Origin of the sequence: Trujillonella humicola, assembly GCF_046233715.1 — a bacterium.
Lineage (GTDB): Bacteria > Actinomycetota > Actinomycetes > Mycobacteriales > Geodermatophilaceae > Trujillonella > Trujillonella humicola.
In genome coordinates, this window is sequence record NZ_JBJNRJ010000033.1 from 23,281 (window position 1) to 41,526 (window position 18,246).

An 18,246-nucleotide genomic window follows, 5' to 3' on the forward strand; every position below is an offset into this window, starting at 1 on the left:
GCGTGAGCATCATGCGTGAGGTGACCCTGCTCGGCTCGACCGGGTCGATCGGCCGGCAGGCGATCGCGGTCGCCGAGCAGAACCCCGACCGGCTCCGGATCACCGGCCTGGCCGCGGGCGGCGGGAACGTCGGCGAGCTGGCCGACCAGGCCCTGGCGCTCGGCGTGCGCACCGTCGCCGTGGCCCGCGCGACGGCGGCGCAGGACCTGCAGCTGGCCTTCTACGCCGCCGCCTCCCGGCGCGGCTGGTCGGCGGGGGAGTACTCGCTGCCGGAGATCCTCGCCGGGCCGCGCGCCGCCGAGGAGCTGGCTGCGCGCCCGGCCGACGTCGTCCTCAACGGCATCACCGGGTCGATCGGCCTGGGGCCGACCCTGTCGGCGCTGGCCGCCGGGCGCACCGTGGCGCTGGCCAACAAGGAGTCGCTGGTCGCCGGGGGCGACCTGGTGACCGCCGCGGCGGCCCGCGGCCAGCTCGTCCCGGTCGACTCCGAGCACTCCGCGCTGGCCCAGTGCCTGCGCGGCGGCACCCGCGGCGAGGTCGCCCGCCTGGTGCTCACCGCCAGCGGCGGCCCCTTCCGCGGCCGCAGCGCCGCCGAGCTGGCCGACGTCACGGTCGAGCAGGCACTGGCCCACCCGACCTGGGACATGGGCCCGGTGGTGACGATCAACTCGGCCACGCTGGTGAACAAGGGCCTGGAGCTGATCGAAGCGCACCTGCTGTTCGGGGTGCCCTACGCCGACATCGACGTCGTGGTGCACCCGCAGTCGATCGTGCACTCGATGGTCACCTTCACCGACGGCGCGACCATCGCCCAGGCCAGCCCGCCGGACATGCGGCTGCCGATCGCCCTGGCACTGGCCTGGCCCGACCGGCTGCCGCACGTCCAGCCGGCACTGGACTGGTCCACCGCGAGCAGCTGGGAGTTCGCGCCGCTGGACGGCGAGGCGTTCCCCGCCGTCGGCCTCGCCCGCGCCGCCGGGGAGGCCGGTGGGGTGGTGCCGGCGATGTTCAACGCGGCCAACGAGGAGGCCGTGGCGGCGTTCCTCGCGGGTCGGCTGCCGTTCCGGGGCATCGTGGACCTCGTCGCGCGTACCCTCGACGGCGCTCCGGACCTCGGCGTCCCCACGTGCGTGGACGACGTCCTGGCTGCCGAGCGGTGGGCCCGGCACCACGCCCGCGCGCTCGTCTCCGCCCACGAAGGGGGCATGCACTGACCGGGATCCTGCTGACGGTCCTCGGGATCGTCGCCTTCGCGATCGGGCTGCTGTTCTCCATCGGCTTCCACGAGTACGGCCACTTCTACTGGGCGCGGAAGTTCGGCATGCGGGTGCCGCAGTTCATGGTCGGCTTCGGCCCGACGCTGTGGTCGCGCACCCGCGGCGAGACCGAGTACGGGCTCAAGGCGATCCCGCTGGGCGGCTACATCCGCATCGTCGGGATGATCCCGCCGGCCGAGGAGGGCGAGAGCAAGCGGGCCACCCGCATGCGCAGCTTCATCGCCGAGGTCCGCGGGCAGGCGCTCAACGACATCCGTCCCGGCGACCAGGGACGCGTCTTCTACGCCAAGCCGTGGTGGCAGCGGGTGGTCGTGATGTCGGCCGGGCCGCTGCACAACCTCGTCCTGGCCGTCGTCCTCTTCACCGTGACCCTGCTGGCCGTGGGCACGAGCGTCATCACCACCCAGGTCGCCGAGGTGCCGGCCTGCGTCGTCCCCGTGGGCGCCCAGAGCATCGACCGGGCGGCCGCCGACGGCAGCGACGTCTGCGACATCCCGATCGTCACCAGCGGCGCGAACGCCGGCGAGGTCTGCGAGCCGGGCTCGCCGGACTGCGCGCTGCCCGTCAGGAGCCCCGCCGCCAGCGCCGGGCTGCAGCCCGGCGACACCATCGTCGCGATCGACGGGCGGTCCATCGACCCGGACGCCTACGACAGCTGGACGACGGTGCAGCAGGCGATCCGCAGCTCCCCCAACCAGGAGCTCATCCTCACCATCGAGCGCGACGGCGACCGCCGCGAGCTGGCCGTCACGCCCATCCCGAACACGGTCTACACCGAGGACGGCGAGGGGACGACCACCGCGGGCTTCCTCGGGATCCAGCCGGTCGGCGACCTGGCGCGGCAGTCGGTGGGCGACGTCCCCGGGTACTTCGGGATGATCGTCACCAACTCGGTCCAGCGGTTGATCCAGATCCCCGAGCGGGTGCCGCAGCTGTTCCGGGCCGCGTTCCTCGGCGAGGAGCGCGACGTGAACGGGCCGATCGGCGTGGTCGGCGTGGGCCGGATCTCCGGCGAGGTCTTCTCCATCGAGCGCCTCTCCGGACTGGAGAAGATCAGCTTCTTCCTCAGCCTGCTGGCGAGCGTCAACCTCGTGCTGTTCCTGTTCAACCTGCTGCCGATGTACCCGCTCGACGGGGGGCACGTCGCCGGCGCGCTCTACGAGAAGGCGCGGTCCACGGTCGCCCGGGTGCGCGGCCGGCCCGATCCCGGCCCCTTCGACATCGCCCGCCTGATGCCGGTGGCGTACGTGGTGGCCGGGCTGTTCATCGTGCTGTCGGGCCTGCTCCTCGTCGCCGACGTCGTCAACCCGATCACGCTGCAGTAGCGGCGGTCACCGGGGAGGTCAGCGGGGTCACGGCGCCGCCGGCGGCACCGGCCCGCGCGGAGGGCGATACTGGGAGCCATGTCCACGCTCGTCGGTCTCGGCATGCCCGCGGCACCCCCGCCCGTCCTGGCCCCGCGCCGTACGACGCGGCAGCTGTCCGTGGGCGGGGTCGGTGTCGGCAGCGACTCGCCGGTCAGCGTGCAGTCGATGACCACGACGAAGACCGCCGACGTCAACGCCACCCTGCAGCAGATCGCCGAGCTCACCGCGGCGGGCTGCCAGATCGTCCGCGTCGCCGTGCCCGACACCGACGACGCGGAGGCGCTGCCGGAGATCGCCCGGCACTCGCAGATCCCGGTCATCGCCGACATCCACTTCCAGCCGCGGTACGTCTTCGCCGCGATCGACGCCGGCTGCGCCGCCGTGCGCGTCAACCCGGGCAACATCAAGAAGTTCGACGACCGGGTCGGCGACATCGCCAAGGCGGCCCGGGACGCCGGCATCCCGATCCGGATCGGCGTCAACGCCGGGTCGCTGGACAAGCGCCTGCTCGCCAAGTACGGCAAGGCCACCCCGGAGGCGCTGGTCGAGTCCGCGCTGTGGGAGTGCTCCCTGTTCGAGGAGCACGACTTCCGCGACATCAAGATCTCGGTCAAGCACAACGACCCCGTCGTCATGGTGCGCGCCTACGAGCTGCTGGCCTCGCAGTGCGACTACCCGCTGCACCTGGGCGTCACCGAGGCGGGCCCGGCCTTCCAGGGCACGATCAAGTCGGCCGTCGCCTTCGGTGCGCTGCTGAGCAAGGGCATCGGCGACACCATCCGCGTCTCCCTCTCGGCCCCGCCGGTCGAGGAGGTCAAGGTCGGCACCCAGATCCTCGAGTCGCTCAACCTGCGCCAGCGCGGCCTGGAGATCGTCAGCTGCCCCTCCTGCGGCCGTGCCCAGGTCGACGTCTACAAGCTCGCCGACGAGGTCACCGCCGGGCTCGACGGCCTCGAGGTCCCCTTGCGGGTGGCCGTCATGGGGTGCGTCGTCAACGGACCGGGCGAGGCGCGGGAGGCCGACCTCGGCGTGGCCTCGGGCAACGGCAAGGGCCAGATCTTCGTCAAGGGCGAGGTCGTCAAGACCGTGCCCGAGTCGCAGATCGTCGAGACCCTCATCGAGGAGGCCCTGCGGCTCGCGGGCCAGCAGGCCGACGACGGCGTCCCCTCCGGGCCGCCCGTCGTCACCGTCGGCTGACGGCCGGCCCGGGGTGTTGCGTTCCCCGACCGCCCGCGTCCTGGACGAGGCCGACGAGGCCGCCGTCCGGCGCCTGCTGGACACCGACCCGGTCGCCGGCTGCGTGATCGCCGGCCGCGTCGAGCGGGCCGGGACCTCCGCCGCGGCCCTCGGGGCGCCGCTCTGGGGCTTCGGGAACGGCCGGGACCTGGACGCCGTCTGCCTGGCCGGCGCCAACCTCATCCCCTTCGCGCTGCCCGGCGCCGAGAGCGCCTCGGCGGCCGCGTTCGCCGAGCGGGCGCGCCGGGCCGGCCGCCGGTGCTCCACCATCGTCGGCCCCGCGGGCTCGGTGGACCCGCTGTGGGAGCTGCTGGCCCCGCACTGGGGTCCGGCCCGCGACCACCGGCCGCGGCAGCCGCTCATGGCGATCGAGGGGCCGCCGGCCGTCGCCGCGGAGCCGCGGGTGCGGCCGGTGCGGCCGCACGAGGTCGAGGTCCTGTTCCCGGCTGCGGTGGCGATGTTCACCGAGGAGGTCGGGATCAGCCCGCTGCGCGGCGACGGCGGCGCGGGCTACCGCGCCCGCGTGACCGACCTGGTGCGGGCCGGGCAGTCGCTGGCCTGGATCGAGGACGGCCAGGTGCTGTTCAAGGCCGAGATCGGGGCGGTGTCGCGCGCGGTCTGCCAGGTGCAGGGCGTGTGGGTCTCGCCCGCCGTGCGCGGCCGCGGCATCGGGACCGCCGGGACCGCCGCGGTGGTGGAGTACGCCCGCTCGGCGATCGCGCCGGTCGTCAGCCTGTACGTCAACGACTTCAACACCCCTGCCCGGGCCTCCTACGCCCGGGTCGGCTTCCGCGAGGTCGGCCGGTACGCCAGCGTCCTGTTCTGAAGGAGGACCCCCCGCCCCCCACCGCTCGCGGGCTCGCGGCGGGTCCCTGGGGGGGACCACGGTCCGGCCGGTCCGGATGGCAGGCTGGGGGTGTGGGGAAGCGACACGGGACCGTTCTGTCCACGGCGGTGACGCTCCTGGCGGTGCCGGTGCTGGCCGCCTGTTCCGGCGACGCGGACGACGACGCGGTCCGCGACGCCGCCGAGGCATTCCTGGCCGACTGGGCCGGTGGTGACACCCGGGCCGCCGCCGCGGCCACCGACGACCCGGATGCGGCCACCGCCCTGCTCGAGCAGACCGCCCGGGACCTGCCCGAGGCCACCCTCGCCGCCGAGCTCGGCGACGTCGAGGTGGCCGACGACGGCACGGCCACCGCCGACTGGACCGCCACCTGGGACCTGGCCGCCGCCCCCGACTGGAGCTACGCGGCCACGCTGCGGCTGCGCGAGGCCGGTGACGACTGGCAGGTGGTCGCCGAGCCGGCCCTGGTGCACCCCGAGCTCGCCGAGGGCCAGCACCTCGAGCTCAGCCGCGAGCTGCCCGAGCGGGCGGCGATCACCGACGCCGCCGGTGCCCCGCTGTTCACCCCCACCGAGGTGGTCCGAGTGGGTGTGGACCCCGGCCGGGTGACCGACCTGCCGGCGCTCGCGGCCGCGCTGTCGGCTGCCACCGGGATCGCGGCCGAGGAGATCGTCGCCGACGTGCAGGCCGCTCCGGCCGGCCAGTTCGTGCCCGTCATCGACCTGCGCCGCCCCGACTTCGAGGCCATCCGCGCCCAGGTCTTCGACCTGCCCGGCGCGGTCTTCCCGACCGAGACCCGCCTGCTCGCGCCCACCTCCCGGTTCGCGGTCGCCCTCCTCGGCCGGGTCGGTGCCGCCACCGCGGAGGTCCTCGAGGAGACCAGCGGGGACGACGGGCCGCTGTACGCCGCCGGCGATCAGCTGGGCACCTCCGGGCTGCAGCGGGCCTACCAGGAGCGGCTGACCGGGACGGCGGGGTTCACGGTCGCTGTCGTCAGCACCGACGAGACCACCGGCGACGAGGGGCGCGAGATCGCCGCCGTCGACCCGGTGCCCGGCGAGCCGCTGCAGACGCCGATCGTGCCGGCGCTGCAGGCAGCGGCCGACGCCGCCGTCGCCACGCAGCCGCTGCCGACCCACCTCGTCGTCGTCCGCCCGGGGACCGGCGAGATCCTCGCCGTCTCCTCCAACGGGGCCGCGAACGCGGCCAACGCGCTCAGCGGCCGGTTCCCGCCCGGGTCGAGCATGAAGGCGGTGACGGCGACCGCGCTGCTGTCCGCCGGCGCGCTCACCCCGGACACGCCCGTGCCCTGCCCCGGGACGACTGTCGTGGACGGCCGCGAGTTCGAGAACCAGGACCAGTTCGACCTGGGCACGGTGCCCTTCACCGAGGCCTTCGCCCGGTCCTGCAACACCACCTTCATCGAGCAGGGGCTGCAGCTGCCCGACGACGCGCTGGCCACCGCGGCCGCGTCCTACGGCATCGGGGCGCAGTGGCAGCTGCCGGTCGGCGTGTTCAGCGGCAGCGTGCCGGCCGACAGCACCGGGACGACCAAGGCGGCCGACGCCATCGGCCAGGGCCAGGTGCTGGTCAGCCCGGCGCAGATGGCGCTCGTCGCGGCCGGCATCGCCAGTGGCATCCCCGCTGCACCCGTCGAGGTGATCGGGGAGGCGGGGGGCGCGGCGCCTCCGGGGCCCGGTGCTGCGGTCCTGGACGCCCTGCGGCCGATGATGCGCCAGGTGGTGCTCACCGGGACCGCCACGGCGCTGGGCGACCGCGGAGAGGTCTACGGCAAGACCGGCACCGCGGAGTTCGGCACCGCCACCCCGCCGGAGTCGCACGGCTGGTTCGTCGGCTACCAGCTGGCCGGTCCGCAGGGCGACATCGCGTTCGCCGTGCTCGTCGAGGCGGGGCAGTCCAGCAGCGCCGCCGTCGACGTCACCGACGCCTTCCTCGGCGCTCTCGGCTGAGCTCCCGGGGCGCCGGGTCGGTCGTGGCGGGAGGTGACCTGCTCGCCCCGCTCGAACCGGCCGCCCCGCTACTGCTCGGGCAGCCCCGGGAAGGGCGTCGTCGCGGGGGACTGCCCGGCCGCCCGGCGCCACCCGACGGCGCGGACCTCGGCCGCGCCGAGCTCCTGCGCCGCGAGCGTCCGGGTCGCCGGCTCCGCCGCGCCGTCGAGCAGCGCGACCCACGCGGCGCTGACGCCGGACTCGAGGACGGCGGCCAGCGCCGCCGCGTCCACGGCCGAGAGGACGGGGAACGGCAGGCGGTAGGCGGCCTGCGGGTCGACGGGGTCCAGCCCGCGTTCGTCGAGCAGCGCCGCCAGCCGGTCGCGGACACCGCGGTGGGCGTTCTCCGCCTCGACGGCCGGGCCCCGGTCCGGCTGCGGCAGCGCGGCTCCGACCACGCCGTACCCCCACACCGCCGCGTGCTCGGCGGCCACCACGGCGCGCAGCGCGGCGTCCTCGGTGGCCTCGTCCCGCCCGGTCGTCCCCTCGTCAGCCACGCCGGCCGCCCCTCACCCGAGCACCGCCGCCTGGCCGCGCAGCCCGGCGGCCACCGAGCCCAGCAGCGCCGCCCGCGCGGCGGACTGCCCGGCGCAGGCCGCCGCGTGCGCGTCGGCCGCCGCGGCGATCTCCCCGCGCAGCCAGGCCCGCACGTCCCCGCCGGCCGGCGGGCCACCCGCGTCGGCCGGGGCCGACGACGTCGCGCCGGGAGCGGCAGCCCGCAGCCGGTCCAGCTGGGCCATCGCCTGCTCGGCCTGCTCGGCCACCAGGTCGCCCAGCACGGGGTCCGCGGCCGCGGCCGCGGCGTAGGCGGCCACCGCGGACTCCTGGACGCCGATCTGGGCGGCCAGCGCGTCCGCCTGCTCCGGGCTCACCGCGGGGCCGCCGTCGCCGCCGTCCCCGGTGCACCCGGCCAGCAGGGCCAGCCCGGCGCTGCCGGCGACCCCCAGGAGCAGTCCGCGCCGGGAGAGGCCGGGCAGGCACGGGGCGGACGGCGGGGGCATCCCGGCCATCCTCCCAGCCCCGGGCCGCAGCGCACGGCAGCGACGCCGTGACACCCCGCGTCCGGCGTCCCCTCCGGTGCCCGGCTCCGCCGCCGGGTCTCGCCCCACCCGGCCGGGCGGTAACCTGACCCTTCGCCCGGTCGGGCCCGGTCAGGGGCCCCGGGATCGGGGAGCGGGTCCGCAGCGCACGTGCCCCGACGCCGCCAGGAGGGAGGGAGCCCGTGTCCACCAGCCGCCGGACCGACCCCGCCGCCGCCCGGCTGACCGGCTGGATCCAGCCGATCGTCGACGCGGCCGGGTACGACCTCGAGGAGCTCGTCGTCACGCCCGCCGGCCGGCGCAGCGTCGTGCGCGTCGTCGTCGACCGGGACGAGGGCGTCAGCCTCGACGACGTCGCGGAGGTGAGCCGGGCCGTCTCCGCCGCGCTCGACGCCAACGACGGCGAGCTGGGCCGGGCCCCTTACGTGCTCGAGGTGACCAGCCCCGGCGTCGACCGGCCGCTGACCGAGCAGCGGCACTGGCGGCGCAACACCGGTCGGCTGGTGACCGTGGCCGTGGGTCCGGCCGGCGCCGCCGAGCAGGTCACCGGCCGGGTGCTGGAGGTGGGCGCCGACGGCGTCACGCTCGCGGTCGAGGCGCCGGGCAAGCCGGGCGCCCGCAAGCGGCCGCCCACCGAGCGGCAGGTGCCCTGGGCCGAGCTGGGCGCCGGCCGGGTGCAGGTCGAGTTCGGCCGGTCCGGCGCGCGCGACGAGGACCCCACCGACGACGCGGACGACGAGCAGACGGACGACGAGCACACGGACGACGAGGACGGACAGTGAACATCGACGTGACCGCCCTCCGGGCGGTCGAGCGCGAGCGGGGCCTGCCCGCCGACACGGTCATCGAGGCCATCGAGACGGCGCTGGTGACCGCCTACCGGCACGCCGACGGGGCGGCCAAGCACGTGCGGGTGCACGTGGACCGCAAGACCGGCGAGGCCGTGGTCCTGGCGCAGGAACTCGGCGCCGACGGCGAGGTCGTGCGCGAGTGGGACGACACCCCCTCCGACTTCGGGCGGATCGCGGCCAGCACCGCCAAGCAGGTGATCGTGCAGCGGCTGCGCGATGCCGAGCACGAGCAGACCTTCGGGGAGTACGCCGGCAAGGAGGGCGACATCGTCAGCGGTGTCGTCCAGGCCGACGCGCGCCGCAACGCCCAGGGCTCGGTCCTGCTCGACATCGGCAAGGTCGAGGCCGTGCTGCCCGCCGCCGAGCAGGTGCCCGGGGAGTCCTATCCGCACGGCAGCCGGCTCAAGGCCTACGTCGTCACCGTGGCGCGGACCTTCCGCGGCCCCCAGGTGACCATCTCCCGGACCCACCCCAACCTGGTCCGCAAGCTCTTCGCGCTCGAGGTCCCCGAGATCGCCGACGGCAGCGTCGAGATCGTCGCCGTGGCCCGGGAGGCCGGGCACCGGTCGAAGATCGCCGTCCGCACCTCCGTGCCCGGGCTGAACGCCAAGGGTGCCTGCATCGGCCCGATGGGCCAGCGGGTGCGCAACGTCATGAGCGAGCTGCACGGCGAGAAGATCGACATCGTGGACTGGTCCGACGACCCGGCCACCTTCGTCGCCTCGGCGCTCAGCCCGGCGCGGGTCGGCAGCGCCCGGGTGGTCGACCCGCAGGCCAAGGCCGTGCGCGTCGTGGTCCCGGACTTCCAGCTGTCGCTGGCGATCGGCAAGGAGGGCCAGAACGCCCGCCTGGCCGCGCGGCTGACCGGCTGCCGCATCGACATCCGCAGCGACGCCGAGACCGACGGGAGCGCCCCCTCGCCCGGCGTCGGCCGCCCGCCGCTGCGCTCGGGCGGGGGCAACCCGGGCGGGCGCCCCGGTGCGCCCGGTCCGGGGGGCTCGGGACGGGGCGGGGCCGGCGGTCGCAGCCCCGGCCGGGCGGGTCGCTGACCGAGCCCGGAACACCGGAGGCCCGCGGCGCGCTAGAGTGCAGGGTGGCCGAATCGTCGAAGCCGGTCCGCACCTGCGTGGGGTGCCGGCAGCGCGCTCCGGTCAGTGATCTGCTGCGCGTCGTCGTCCGGTCCGGGGCCCTGGTCCCGGACCCGCGGCGGCGGCTCCCCGGCAGGGGGGCGTCGGTGCACCCCACGCCGGAGTGCCTGCGCGCAGCGGAGCGACGCCGGGCCTTCCCCCGGGCGCTGCGCCTCTCCGGAGGTGCGGCGGCCACGGTGGAGGCCGGTCCGCTCCGGGCCCACGTCCTCGGCGCATCGCCCGATGCGCCCGGGCCGGTGACCGGGACGGACAGCAGGTCAAGGTCGGATCGGCACCAGGCCGGTCCGCACGTCGACAGGACATCGTCGGATGACTCAGCCGTGAAGCACTCACGATGACCATGCGCCACTAGCGACGAGGTCGAGCGGGCGAGCCGCCGGCCTCACACACGAGGAGATCCGTGCCAGGCAAAGCCCGCGTACACGAACTCGCCAAGGAGTTCGGTGTCGACAGCAAGACCGTGCTCGCCAAGCTCAAGGAGCAGGGCGAGTTCGTGAAGTCCGCCTCCTCCACCGTCGAGGCCCCCGTGGCCCGGCGGCTGCGGGAGGCCCTCGGTGCGAGCACCGGTGCCGGTAACGGCACCGCGGCTGCACCCGCCGGACCGCGCCCCGGACCGCGCCCGGCTCCCGCCCCGCGGCCGACCGCTGCTGCCCCGGCGCCGGCACCTCAGGCGCCCGCACCGCAGGCGCCCGCAGCCCAGGCGCCCGCAGCCCAGGCGCCCGCAGCCCCGGTGGCACCCGCCGCCCCGGCTCCGGGCGACCGTCCGGCCGCCCCGGCGCCCCAGGCCCCCGCGGCCTCGGCGCCCACGGCCCCGTCGGCCCCGTCCGGTCCGCGTCCGGGCGCCCCGCGCCCGGGTGCGCCGGCACCCCGTCCCGGCACCGGCGGTCCGGTGCCGGGTGCCCGCCCGGCTCCCGGCGCCCCGGCCGGTGGCCCCGGCGCGGGTCCGCGGCCCGGTCCCCGGCCGGCCCCGCGGCCGGGTAACAACCCCTTCAGCAGCGCTCCGCGTCCCGGCCCCGCGGCCGGCGGACCCCGCCCCGGCCCGGCGGCCGGTCCCGGCGGACCCCGCCCCGGCCCGGCGGCCGGTCCCGGCGGTCCCCGTCCCGGTCCCGGCGCGGGTGGCCCGCGTCCGGCGGCCGGCCCCGGCGGTCCCCGTCCCGGTGCCGGTGCCGGTGGCCCGCGTCCGGCGGCCGGTCCGGGTGGGCCGCGTCCTGGTCCGGGTGCCGGTGGGCCCCGCCCGAACCCGGGCATGATGCCGCAGCGCCCCTCGCCGGGCATGATGCCGCCCCGTCCGGCCGGTGCCGGGCGTCCCGGCGGTGGTCCCGGCGGTCCCGGCGGCCGTGGCCGTCCGGGTGGTCCCGGCGGGGGCGGCGGCTTCCGCCCCGGCGGTGGCGGCGGCGCCCCCGGTGGTGGCGGCGCACCGGCCGGTGGTGGCTTCCGTGGTGGCGGCGGTGGCCGTGGCCGCGGTCGCGGCGGTTCCGGTGCCGGCACCGCGGGTGCCTTCGGCCGTCCGGGCGGGCGTGGCCCCGTCCGCGGGCGCAAGAGCAAGAAGCAGCGGCGTCAGGAGTTCGACTCCATGGCGGCGCCCAGCATGGGCGGCGTCAGCCTGCCGCGCGGCAACGGGCAGACCGTCCGGCTGCCCCGCGGTGCCTCGCTGACCGACCTGGCCGAGCGCATCGGCGCCCAGCCGGCCGCGCTGGTCACCGCCCTGTTCCACCTCGGCGAGATGGTCACGGCCACGCAGTCGGTCAACGACGAGACGCTCCAGCTGCTCGGCGCCGAGATCGACTGGGTCATCCAGGTCGTCAGCCCGGAGGACGAGGACCGCGAGCTGCTCTCGGACTTCGACCTCACCTTCGGCGACGAAGAGGGCGAGGAGGGCGACTGGGAGTCCCGTCCGCCGGTCGTGACCGTCATGGGTCACGTCGACCACGGCAAGACGAAGCTGCTGGACGCGATCCGGAACGCGAACGTGGTGGCGCGCGAGGCCGGCGGCATCACGCAGCACATCGGCGCCTACCAGATCGTCACCGAGCTCGAGCACAACGAGCGGCCGATCACCTTCATCGACACCCCGGGTCACGAGTCGTTCACCGCGATGCGTGCCCGTGGCGCGAAGGTGACCGACATCGTGGTCCTGGTCGTGGCGGCCGACGACGGCGTCATGCCGCAGACGGTCGAGGCCCTGAACCACGCCCAGGCCGCCGAGGTGCCGATCGTGGTCGCGGTCAACAAGATCGACAAGGAGGGGGCCAACCCCGCCAAGATCCGTCAGCAGCTCACCGAGTACGGGCTGGTGGCCGAGGAGTACGGCGGCGACACGATGTTCGTCGACGTCTCCGCGACCACCCGCCAGGGCCTCGACGACCTGCTCACGGCGATCCTGCTGACCGCCGACGCCTCGCTGGACCTGCGCGCCAACACCGAGCAGGACCCGCAGGGCGTGGTCATCGAGGGCAAGCTGGACAAGGGCCGCGGCCCCGTCGCGACGGTGCTCGTCCAGCGCGGCACGCTGCGCCAGGGCGACTCGATCGTGGCCGGCGACGCCTACGGCCGCGTCCGGTCGCTGCTCGACGAGCACGGCAACAAGCTCAAGGAGGCCCTGCCGGCCCGTCCGGTGCAGGTCGTGGGCCTCACCTCGGTGCCGCGTGCCGGCGACACCTTCCTCGTCGTCGAGGAGGACCGCGTCGCCCGGCAGATCGCCGACCGCCGCCAGGCCCGCATCCGCAACGCGCAGAACGCGTCGATGCGCAAGCGGATCAGCCTGGAGGACCTCGACGCGGCGCTCAAGGAGACCCGTCAGCTCAACCTGATCATCAAGGGCGACAACTCGGGCACCGTGGAGGCGCTCGAGGAAGCCCTGATGAAGATCGAGGTGGACGACGACATCTCGCTGCGGGTCATCCACCGCGGCGTCGGTGGGATCACCAAGAGCGACATCGACCTGGCGCTGGCCGACGACGTCATCGTCCTGGGCTTCAACGTCCGGGCCGAGGGCCAGGCCACCGAGCTGGCGAGCCGCGAGGGCGTGGACGTCCGGTACTACACGGTCATCTACCAGGCCATCGACGAGATCGAGGCCGCCCTCAAGGGGATGCTCAAGCCGGAGTTCGAGGAGGTCCAGCTCGGCACGGCGGAGGTCCGCGAGGTCTTCCGGGTGCCCCGGATCGGCAACGTCGCCGGGTCGCTGGTCCGCAGCGGCACGATCGTGCGCAACTCCAAGGCACGGCTCATCCGCGATGGCGCCGTGGTCGCCGACAACCTGTCGGTGGACTCCCTCCGCCGCTTCAAGGACGACGCGACCGAGGTCCGCGAGGGCTACGAGTGCGGTATCGGCCTGGGGTCGTTCAACGACATCAAGGTCGACGACGTGATCGAGACCTTCGAGATGCGCGAGAAGCCGCGCGCCTGAGTAAGGACCCCGCTGCCCCCGCGCCTCGCACGCTCGGCGCGGGACCCTGCAGCGGAGCCGTTCCAGCAACTGACGGGGAGGCGGTGGGCGTGTTCACGGGCACGCTCACCGCCGACCTGCTGCTGGGCGACGTCCACTCGCTGAAGGGCAGGCGCGCCGTGGTCCGGCCGATCGTGGCCGAGCTGCGGCGCCGCTACTCGGTGGCCGCCGCCGAGGTCGGGGACACCGACCTGCACCGGCGCGCGCAGGTGGGCGTCGCCACCGTCGCCGGGGACGCCGGGCAGGTCACCGACGTCCTCGATGCCTGCGAGCGGTTGCTGGCCGACCGGCCCGAGGTGACGCTGCTGTCGACGCACCGGCAGCTGTTCAGCGACACCGATTGAAGAAGGGCCCCGTCGTCCCGACCGCTCGCACGTCCGCGGCGGCCCCGCGACGGGGCCGTCCAGCCTCGCCAGGGCAGCACCTGGCAGTTCCAAGGAGGTCCGATGGCCGACCCGGCCCGCGCCCGCAAGCTCGCGGTGCGCATCCGACAGATCGTCTCCGAGGCGATCGAGATGCAGATCAAGGACCCCCGGCTGGGCATGGTCACCGTGACCGACGCCAAGGTCACCGGTGATCTCCGTGAGGCCACCGTCTTCTACACCGTCTACGGCGACGAGACGCAGATCGCCGACTCGGCCAGGGCACTGAGCAGCGCGACCGGGATCCTGCGCGCCACCGTCGGCAAGCAGACGGGCATCAAGTTCGTGCCGACGCTGACCTTCGTCGCCGACATCGTCCCGGACACCGCGCGAGAGCTCGAGGAGGCGCTGGAGCGGGCACGCCACGCCGACGAGGAGCTCGCCCGCGCCCGGGAGGGCGCCCAGTACGCCGGTGAGGCCGACCCGTACCGCCGGCCCGCCGAGGACGACGAGGACGAGGACGCCGAGGAGGCACCGGCCGCCGGCGGCGAGGTCCCTGCCGAGAGCCGGAGCGCGAGCGCATGAGCGAGAACGACCCGGACCCGACCCTGCCCTACGAGGGGCAGGGGCGCACCGAGCTGGGCGGCCGGGCCATGCCCGACGCCGGGGACCCCACGCACGGGGGGAAGACCGGCCAGATCGGCGAGGTGCCGAGCATCGCCGCCGACCAGCCCGACGACGCCGGCCCGCCGATCCCGGTGGCCGGCGGCGACGTGCGGGAGGACCCCGACGCCCCGCCCGTGGCCGATCCCGGACCGGCGTGAGGCCCGGTCCGGTCCCGGGTACTGCAGCGACGGCGGCGGGCGTGCTGGCCGAGGCCGCAGCCACCCGCGCCACCGTCGTCCTCTGCGCCCACGTGCAGCCCGACGCCGACGCCCTCGGCTCGACGCTCGCGCTCGCCGACGCCCTGCGCCGGTGCGGCGCGCGGGTGCTCGCGACGTTCCCCGATCCGTTCGTCCTCCCGGCGTCGCTGTCCTGGCTGCCCGGCGCCGCCGCGCTGGTGCCGTCGACGGAGGTGCCGTCCTCGCCGGAGGTCTTCGTCAGCCTCGATGCCGCCTCGCCCGGCCGCCTGGGCGAGCTCGCCGCGCTGCTGGACCGGGCCGGGACCTCCGTCGTGCTCGACCACCACGCCAGCAACCCCGGCTTCGGCGACGTCCGGGTCGTCGACCCCGGCGCCCCGGCGACGGTCACGCTGGTCGCCGGCCTGCTCGACGAACTCGGCGTGACCCTGGACGCCGACCTCGCCACCTGCCTGTACGCCGGCCTGGCGGCCGACACCGGGTCCTTCCGGTTCGGCAGCACCCGGCCCGCCACCCACGAGCTGGCCGCCCGGCTGCTGGCGACCGGCATCGACCACGCCGGCATCAGCCGCCGGCTGTTCGACACCGCTCCCTTCGGCTGGCTGCGGCTGCTGTCCCAGGTCACCGGCCGGGCGCAGCTGGAGCGCTCCGTCGGCGCCGGCCTGGTCTGGACCTGGTCGAGCACCGCGGAGGCAGCCGAGCACGGGCTGCCCGCCGAGCAGCTGGAGGCTCTGGTCGACGTGGTCCGCTCCACCGAGGAGGCCGACGTGGCGTGCGTGCTCAAGGGTCAGGACGACGGCACGTGGTCGGTGTCCTTGCGCTCCCGCGGGGCCACCGACCTGTCCCGGGTCGCCATGGCGCTGGGCGGCGGGGGGCACCGCGCCGCAGCCGGTTTCACCTCGCACGCCGACCGCGAGGGCACGATGGCGGCGATCCGGGCGGAGTTGTGCACGTCGCCGTCCTCCCGGACGGCAGTGCGGCCGGGTGGTTAGCCGGACCTCGGTGCCGCCTCCGCCCCGCGAGCCCGGCACGGGTCCCCGCACCGAGGCCGACCGGGCTGCCGGCCCGGGAACCGTCTCGCCGCGCCGGCCGGGTGTCCTCGCGCTCGCCGCGCCCGCGCTCGTGGTGCTGGCCGCCGAGCCGCTCTACCTGCTCGTGGACACGGCCGTCATCGGCAACCTGGGCACCGTGGCGCTCGGCGGGCTCGCCGTCGGCGGCGCGCTGCTGACGTGGGCCGTGGCGCTGCTGAACTTCCTCGCCTACGGCACCACCGCTCGTGCCGCGCGCCGTGCGGGGGCCGGCGACCGCGCCGGCGCCGTCGCCGAGGGCGTGCAGGCCACCTGGCTGGCCCTGGCCCTGGGCGCCGGTGTCCTCCTGCTCTTCCAGGTGCTGGCCGGCCCGCTGACCCGCCTGCTGGCCGGCGGCGGGGGCGAGGTGGCCGAGGCGGGTGAGCAGTGGCTGCGCATCGCCGCCCTGGGCGCCCCGCTGCTGCTGGTCTCCCTGGCCGGCAACGGGTGGCTGCGCGGCGTGCAGGAGCTGCGCCGGCCCGTGCGGTACGTGATCGCCGGCAGCCTGGTCAGCCTGGTGCTGTGCCCGCTGCTGGTGCACACCGCCGGTCTCGGGCTGCCCGGGTCGGCGGTGGCCAACGTGACCGGGCAGGCGGTGACCGCCGGGCTGTTCGTCCGGGCGCTGGTCGGCGAGGGCGCGGGCTGGCGGCCGCGGCCGCGGGCGGTCCGGGCGCAGCTGGTGCTGGGCCGCGACCTGCTGCTGCGGGCGGCGGTCCTGCAGGCGGCCTTCCTCGTGGCCGCCGGCGTCGCGGCCCGCGCCGGCCGGGCCGAGCTCGGTGCCCACCAGATCGCCCTGCAGTTCTTCTTCTTCCTGGCCCTGGTGCTCGACGCCTACGCCATCGCCGCCCAGACGCTGGTCGGGCACGCACTGGGTGCCGGCCGGCCGGACGAGGCCCGGGCCACCGCCTCGCGCGTGGTGCAGTGGGGGCTGGGCACCGGGATCGCGGTCGCCGTGCTGCTGCTGGCCCTGCGCGACGTGCTCGTCCCGCTGTTCACCGGCGATCCGGGCGTGCGGGACCAGGCCGAGCTGGTGTGGTGGTTCCTCGCCGGTCTCCAGCCGCTGGCCGGCGTCGTGTTCGCCCTGGACGGCGTCCTCATGGGCGCCGGTGACGTCGGCTACCTGCGCACCGTGACCATCGGGGCCGCCGTCGCCGGGTTCCTGCCGCTGTCGCTGCTGTCCGGGCCGCTCGGCCTCGGGCTCGCCGGCGTCTGGACCGGGCTCGCGCTGTTCGTCGTCCTGCGCCTGCTCGCCGTGCTGGTGCGGGTGGCGGGGGACCGGTGGCTGGGCGCACCTGCCACCGTGGGCGCATGAGCGCACCCCAGGACGACGCTGCGCCGGTGCTCCACGTCTCCGCGGGGGCCCGGCTGTGAGTCCCCGCCGTCCCGACGCCGACGTCGCCCCCGGCATCCTGCTGGTCGACAAGCCCGGTGGCATGACGTCGCACGACGTCGTCGCACGGGCCCGCCGCGCCCTGTCGGTCCGCCGGGTCGGCCACGCCGGCACCCTCGACCCGATGGCCACCGGGTTGCTCGTCCTCGGCGTGGGTGCCGCGACCCGGCTGCTCGGGCACCTCAGCGGCTCCGACAAGACCTACGAGGCCACGATCCGTCTGGGCCAGAGCACCGTCACCGACGACCGCGAGGGCGAGGTCCTCGCCACCGTCCCCGCCGGGCACCTGGCCGACGACGCCGTGCGGGCCGCGCTCGCCGCCCAGACGGGGCCGCTGCTGCAGGTCCCCTCCTCGGTGAGCGCGGTCAAGGTCGCCGGCCGGCGCTCCTACGACCGGGTCCGGGCCGGGGAGGACGTCGTGCTGGAGCCGCGGGCGGTGACGGTGCACCGGCTCGAGGTCCACCGCCTCGCCCGGCCCGCTCCGGGCCTGGTCGACGTCGACGTCACGGTCGTCTGCACCGCCGGTACCTACGTCCGGGCGATCGCCCGGGACACGGGCGCCGCGCTCGGCGTCGGCGGGCACCTCACCGCCCTGCGGCGGACCGCCTCCGGCCCCTTCACCGCCGAGCACGCCGCGCCGGTCGAGGACGCGGCCGCCGCGCTCGCCGCCGGGGGCGGGCGCGGCGTCCTGGGCCTGACCGCGGCGGCGACCGCGGTGTTCCCGGCGCGTGCCGTGACCACCGAGGAGGCCACGGCCCTCGGGTACGGCCAGCGGGTGCCCGCGACCGGCGCCCCGGGGCTCACCGCTGCGGTCGATCCGCACGGGCGCCTGGTCGCCCTGCTGGAGGACGCCGGGCCGACGGCGCGGGTGGCGGTGGGCTTCCCGGCCGGGTGAGCGTGGTTGACCGGCGCCGGGCCGGGGAAGAGGCACCCGCATGAGCGTCGTGAAGATCAACGCGATCACCGTGCCCAAGGAGCGGCAGGAGCGCTTCGAGGAGCGCTTCCGCGGGCGGGCCGGCGCGGTGGAGAGCACCCCCGGGTTCGAGTGGTTCGAGCTGCTCCGCCCCCAGGAGGGCACCGACCAGTACCTCGTCTACACGCGGTGGGAGACCGAGGCGGCCTACGAGGCGTGGCAGTCCAGCCAGGACTTCGACCGCGCCCACTCCGGCGGCGGGGACACGCTGGCCCCGGCCGCGGCGCAGTCCTCGCACCTGTGGTCCTACGAGGTCATCGAGTCCGCCGGGCCGAAGGTGAACCAGGAGAACCAGGTCTGACCCGGCGGTGGGGGGGGGGGGGGGGGGGGGGGGGGGGGGGGGGGGGGCGGGGGGGGGGGGGGGGGGGGGG

Annotated in this window: 18 protein-coding genes and 1 pseudogene; 17 read left to right on the forward strand and 2 right to left on the reverse strand. The window is 76.0% G+C overall.

Annotated elements, in window-relative coordinates; translation table 11 throughout:
- The first annotated feature begins 11 nt into the window (after positions 1 to 11).
- From dxr to ACK586_RS16140, 5 genes are all read left to right on the forward strand, one after another.
- Complete coding sequence (gene dxr, locus ACK586_RS16120) at positions 12 to 1,214, forward strand: 1-deoxy-D-xylulose-5-phosphate reductoisomerase (RefSeq protein ID WP_409331531.1); 1,203 nt, start codon at positions 12 to 14, stop codon at positions 1,212 to 1,214.
- Entirely contained in the window at positions 1,157 to 2,602 is a 1,446-nt protein-coding gene (locus ACK586_RS16125; RefSeq protein ID WP_409331510.1) for a M50 family metallopeptidase, read from the forward strand. Before dxr ends, ACK586_RS16125 begins: the two co-directional genes overlap by 58 nt.
- A 78-nt stretch (positions 2,603 to 2,680) precedes the next feature.
- Positions 2,681 to 3,841 (forward strand): flavodoxin-dependent (E)-4-hydroxy-3-methylbut-2-enyl-diphosphate synthase, encoded by a 1,161-nt coding sequence (ispG, locus tag ACK586_RS16130; RefSeq protein ID WP_425330387.1) that lies wholly within the window; start codon positions 2,681 to 2,683, stop codon positions 3,839 to 3,841.
- Positions 3,842 to 3,854: 13 nt separating this feature from the next.
- On the forward strand, positions 3,855 to 4,706 hold the full coding sequence (locus ACK586_RS16135) for a GNAT family N-acetyltransferase (protein WP_409331511.1): 852 nt from the start codon (positions 3,855 to 3,857) through the stop codon (positions 4,704 to 4,706).
- A 128-nt stretch (positions 4,707 to 4,834) separates the two neighbouring features.
- A complete protein-coding gene (locus tag ACK586_RS16140) occupies positions 4,835 to 6,697 on the forward strand; it encodes a penicillin-binding transpeptidase domain-containing protein (protein WP_409331512.1) in 1,863 nt (620 codons plus the stop codon).
- Positions 6,698 to 6,765: 68 nt separating this feature from the next.
- On the opposite strand, the gene ACK586_RS16145 is transcribed toward ACK586_RS16140, so the two are convergent.
- Both ACK586_RS16145 and ACK586_RS16150 read right to left on the reverse strand, forming a co-directional pair.
- The gene (locus tag ACK586_RS16145; protein ID WP_409331513.1) at positions 6,766 to 7,233 is read right to left on the reverse strand and encodes a ferritin-like domain-containing protein; all 468 of its coding nucleotides are present in this window, start codon (positions 7,231 to 7,233) and stop codon (positions 6,766 to 6,768) included.
- 12 nt (positions 7,234 to 7,245) lie between these two features.
- Positions 7,246 to 7,737: a hypothetical protein gene (locus ACK586_RS16150; protein ID WP_409331514.1), complete on the reverse strand. Its 492-nt coding sequence runs from the start codon at positions 7,735 to 7,737 to the stop codon at positions 7,246 to 7,248.
- 221 nt (positions 7,738 to 7,958) lie between these two features.
- On the opposite strand from ACK586_RS16150, the gene rimP reads away from it, so the two are divergent.
- From rimP to ACK586_RS16210, 12 genes and pseudogenes are all read left to right on the forward strand, one after another.
- Entirely contained in the window at positions 7,959 to 8,558 is a 600-nt protein-coding gene (gene rimP / locus ACK586_RS16155; protein WP_409331515.1) for a ribosome maturation factor RimP, read from the forward strand.
- Positions 8,555 to 9,676: a transcription termination factor NusA gene (nusA, locus tag ACK586_RS16160; protein WP_409331516.1), complete on the forward strand. Its 1,122-nt coding sequence runs from the start codon at positions 8,555 to 8,557 to the stop codon at positions 9,674 to 9,676. The genes rimP and nusA overlap by 4 nt, the downstream gene beginning before the upstream one ends.
- 77 nt (positions 9,677 to 9,753) lie before the next feature.
- A complete protein-coding gene (locus tag ACK586_RS16165; protein ID WP_409331533.1) occupies positions 9,754 to 10,113 on the forward strand; it encodes a YlxR family protein in 360 nt (119 codons plus the stop codon).
- Between the two features lie 62 nt (positions 10,114 to 10,175).
- Positions 10,176 to 10,322 (forward strand): annotated as a pseudogene (locus ACK586_RS16170) (translation initiation factor IF-2 N-terminal domain-containing protein); the annotation flags it as partial.
- A 1,026-nt stretch (positions 10,323 to 11,348) separates the two neighbouring features.
- Entirely contained in the window at positions 11,349 to 13,184 is a 1,836-nt protein-coding gene (gene infB / locus ACK586_RS16175) for a translation initiation factor IF-2 (RefSeq protein ID WP_409331534.1), read from the forward strand.
- Positions 13,185 to 13,273: 89 nt separating this feature from the next.
- Positions 13,274 to 13,567, forward strand: a complete 294-nt coding sequence (locus ACK586_RS16180; protein ID WP_409331517.1) for a DUF503 domain-containing protein — start codon at positions 13,274 to 13,276, stop codon at positions 13,565 to 13,567.
- A 102-nt stretch (positions 13,568 to 13,669) separates the two neighbouring features.
- Positions 13,670 to 14,170 (forward strand): 30S ribosome-binding factor RbfA, encoded by a 501-nt coding sequence (rbfA, locus tag ACK586_RS16185; protein ID WP_409331518.1) that lies wholly within the window; start codon positions 13,670 to 13,672, stop codon positions 14,168 to 14,170.
- Positions 14,167 to 14,409 (forward strand): hypothetical protein, encoded by a 243-nt coding sequence (locus ACK586_RS16190; protein WP_409331519.1) that lies wholly within the window; start codon positions 14,167 to 14,169, stop codon positions 14,407 to 14,409. Before rbfA ends, ACK586_RS16190 begins: the two co-directional genes overlap by 4 nt.
- Before the next feature lie 41 nt (positions 14,410 to 14,450).
- A complete protein-coding gene (locus ACK586_RS16195) occupies positions 14,451 to 15,437 on the forward strand; it encodes a DHH family phosphoesterase (protein WP_409331520.1) in 987 nt (328 codons plus the stop codon).
- A 10-nt stretch (positions 15,438 to 15,447) separates the two neighbouring features.
- Positions 15,448 to 16,824, forward strand: a complete 1,377-nt coding sequence (locus tag ACK586_RS16200; RefSeq protein ID WP_409331521.1) for an MATE family efflux transporter — start codon at positions 15,448 to 15,450, stop codon at positions 16,822 to 16,824.
- A 55-nt stretch (positions 16,825 to 16,879) separates the two neighbouring features.
- A complete protein-coding gene (truB, locus tag ACK586_RS16205) occupies positions 16,880 to 17,797 on the forward strand; it encodes a tRNA pseudouridine(55) synthase TruB (protein ID WP_409331522.1) in 918 nt (305 codons plus the stop codon).
- A 40-nt stretch (positions 17,798 to 17,837) separates the two neighbouring features.
- On the forward strand, positions 17,838 to 18,176 hold the full coding sequence (locus tag ACK586_RS16210) for an antibiotic biosynthesis monooxygenase family protein (RefSeq protein WP_409331523.1): 339 nt from the start codon (positions 17,838 to 17,840) through the stop codon (positions 18,174 to 18,176).
- Positions 18,177 to 18,246: the final 70 nt, after the last annotated feature.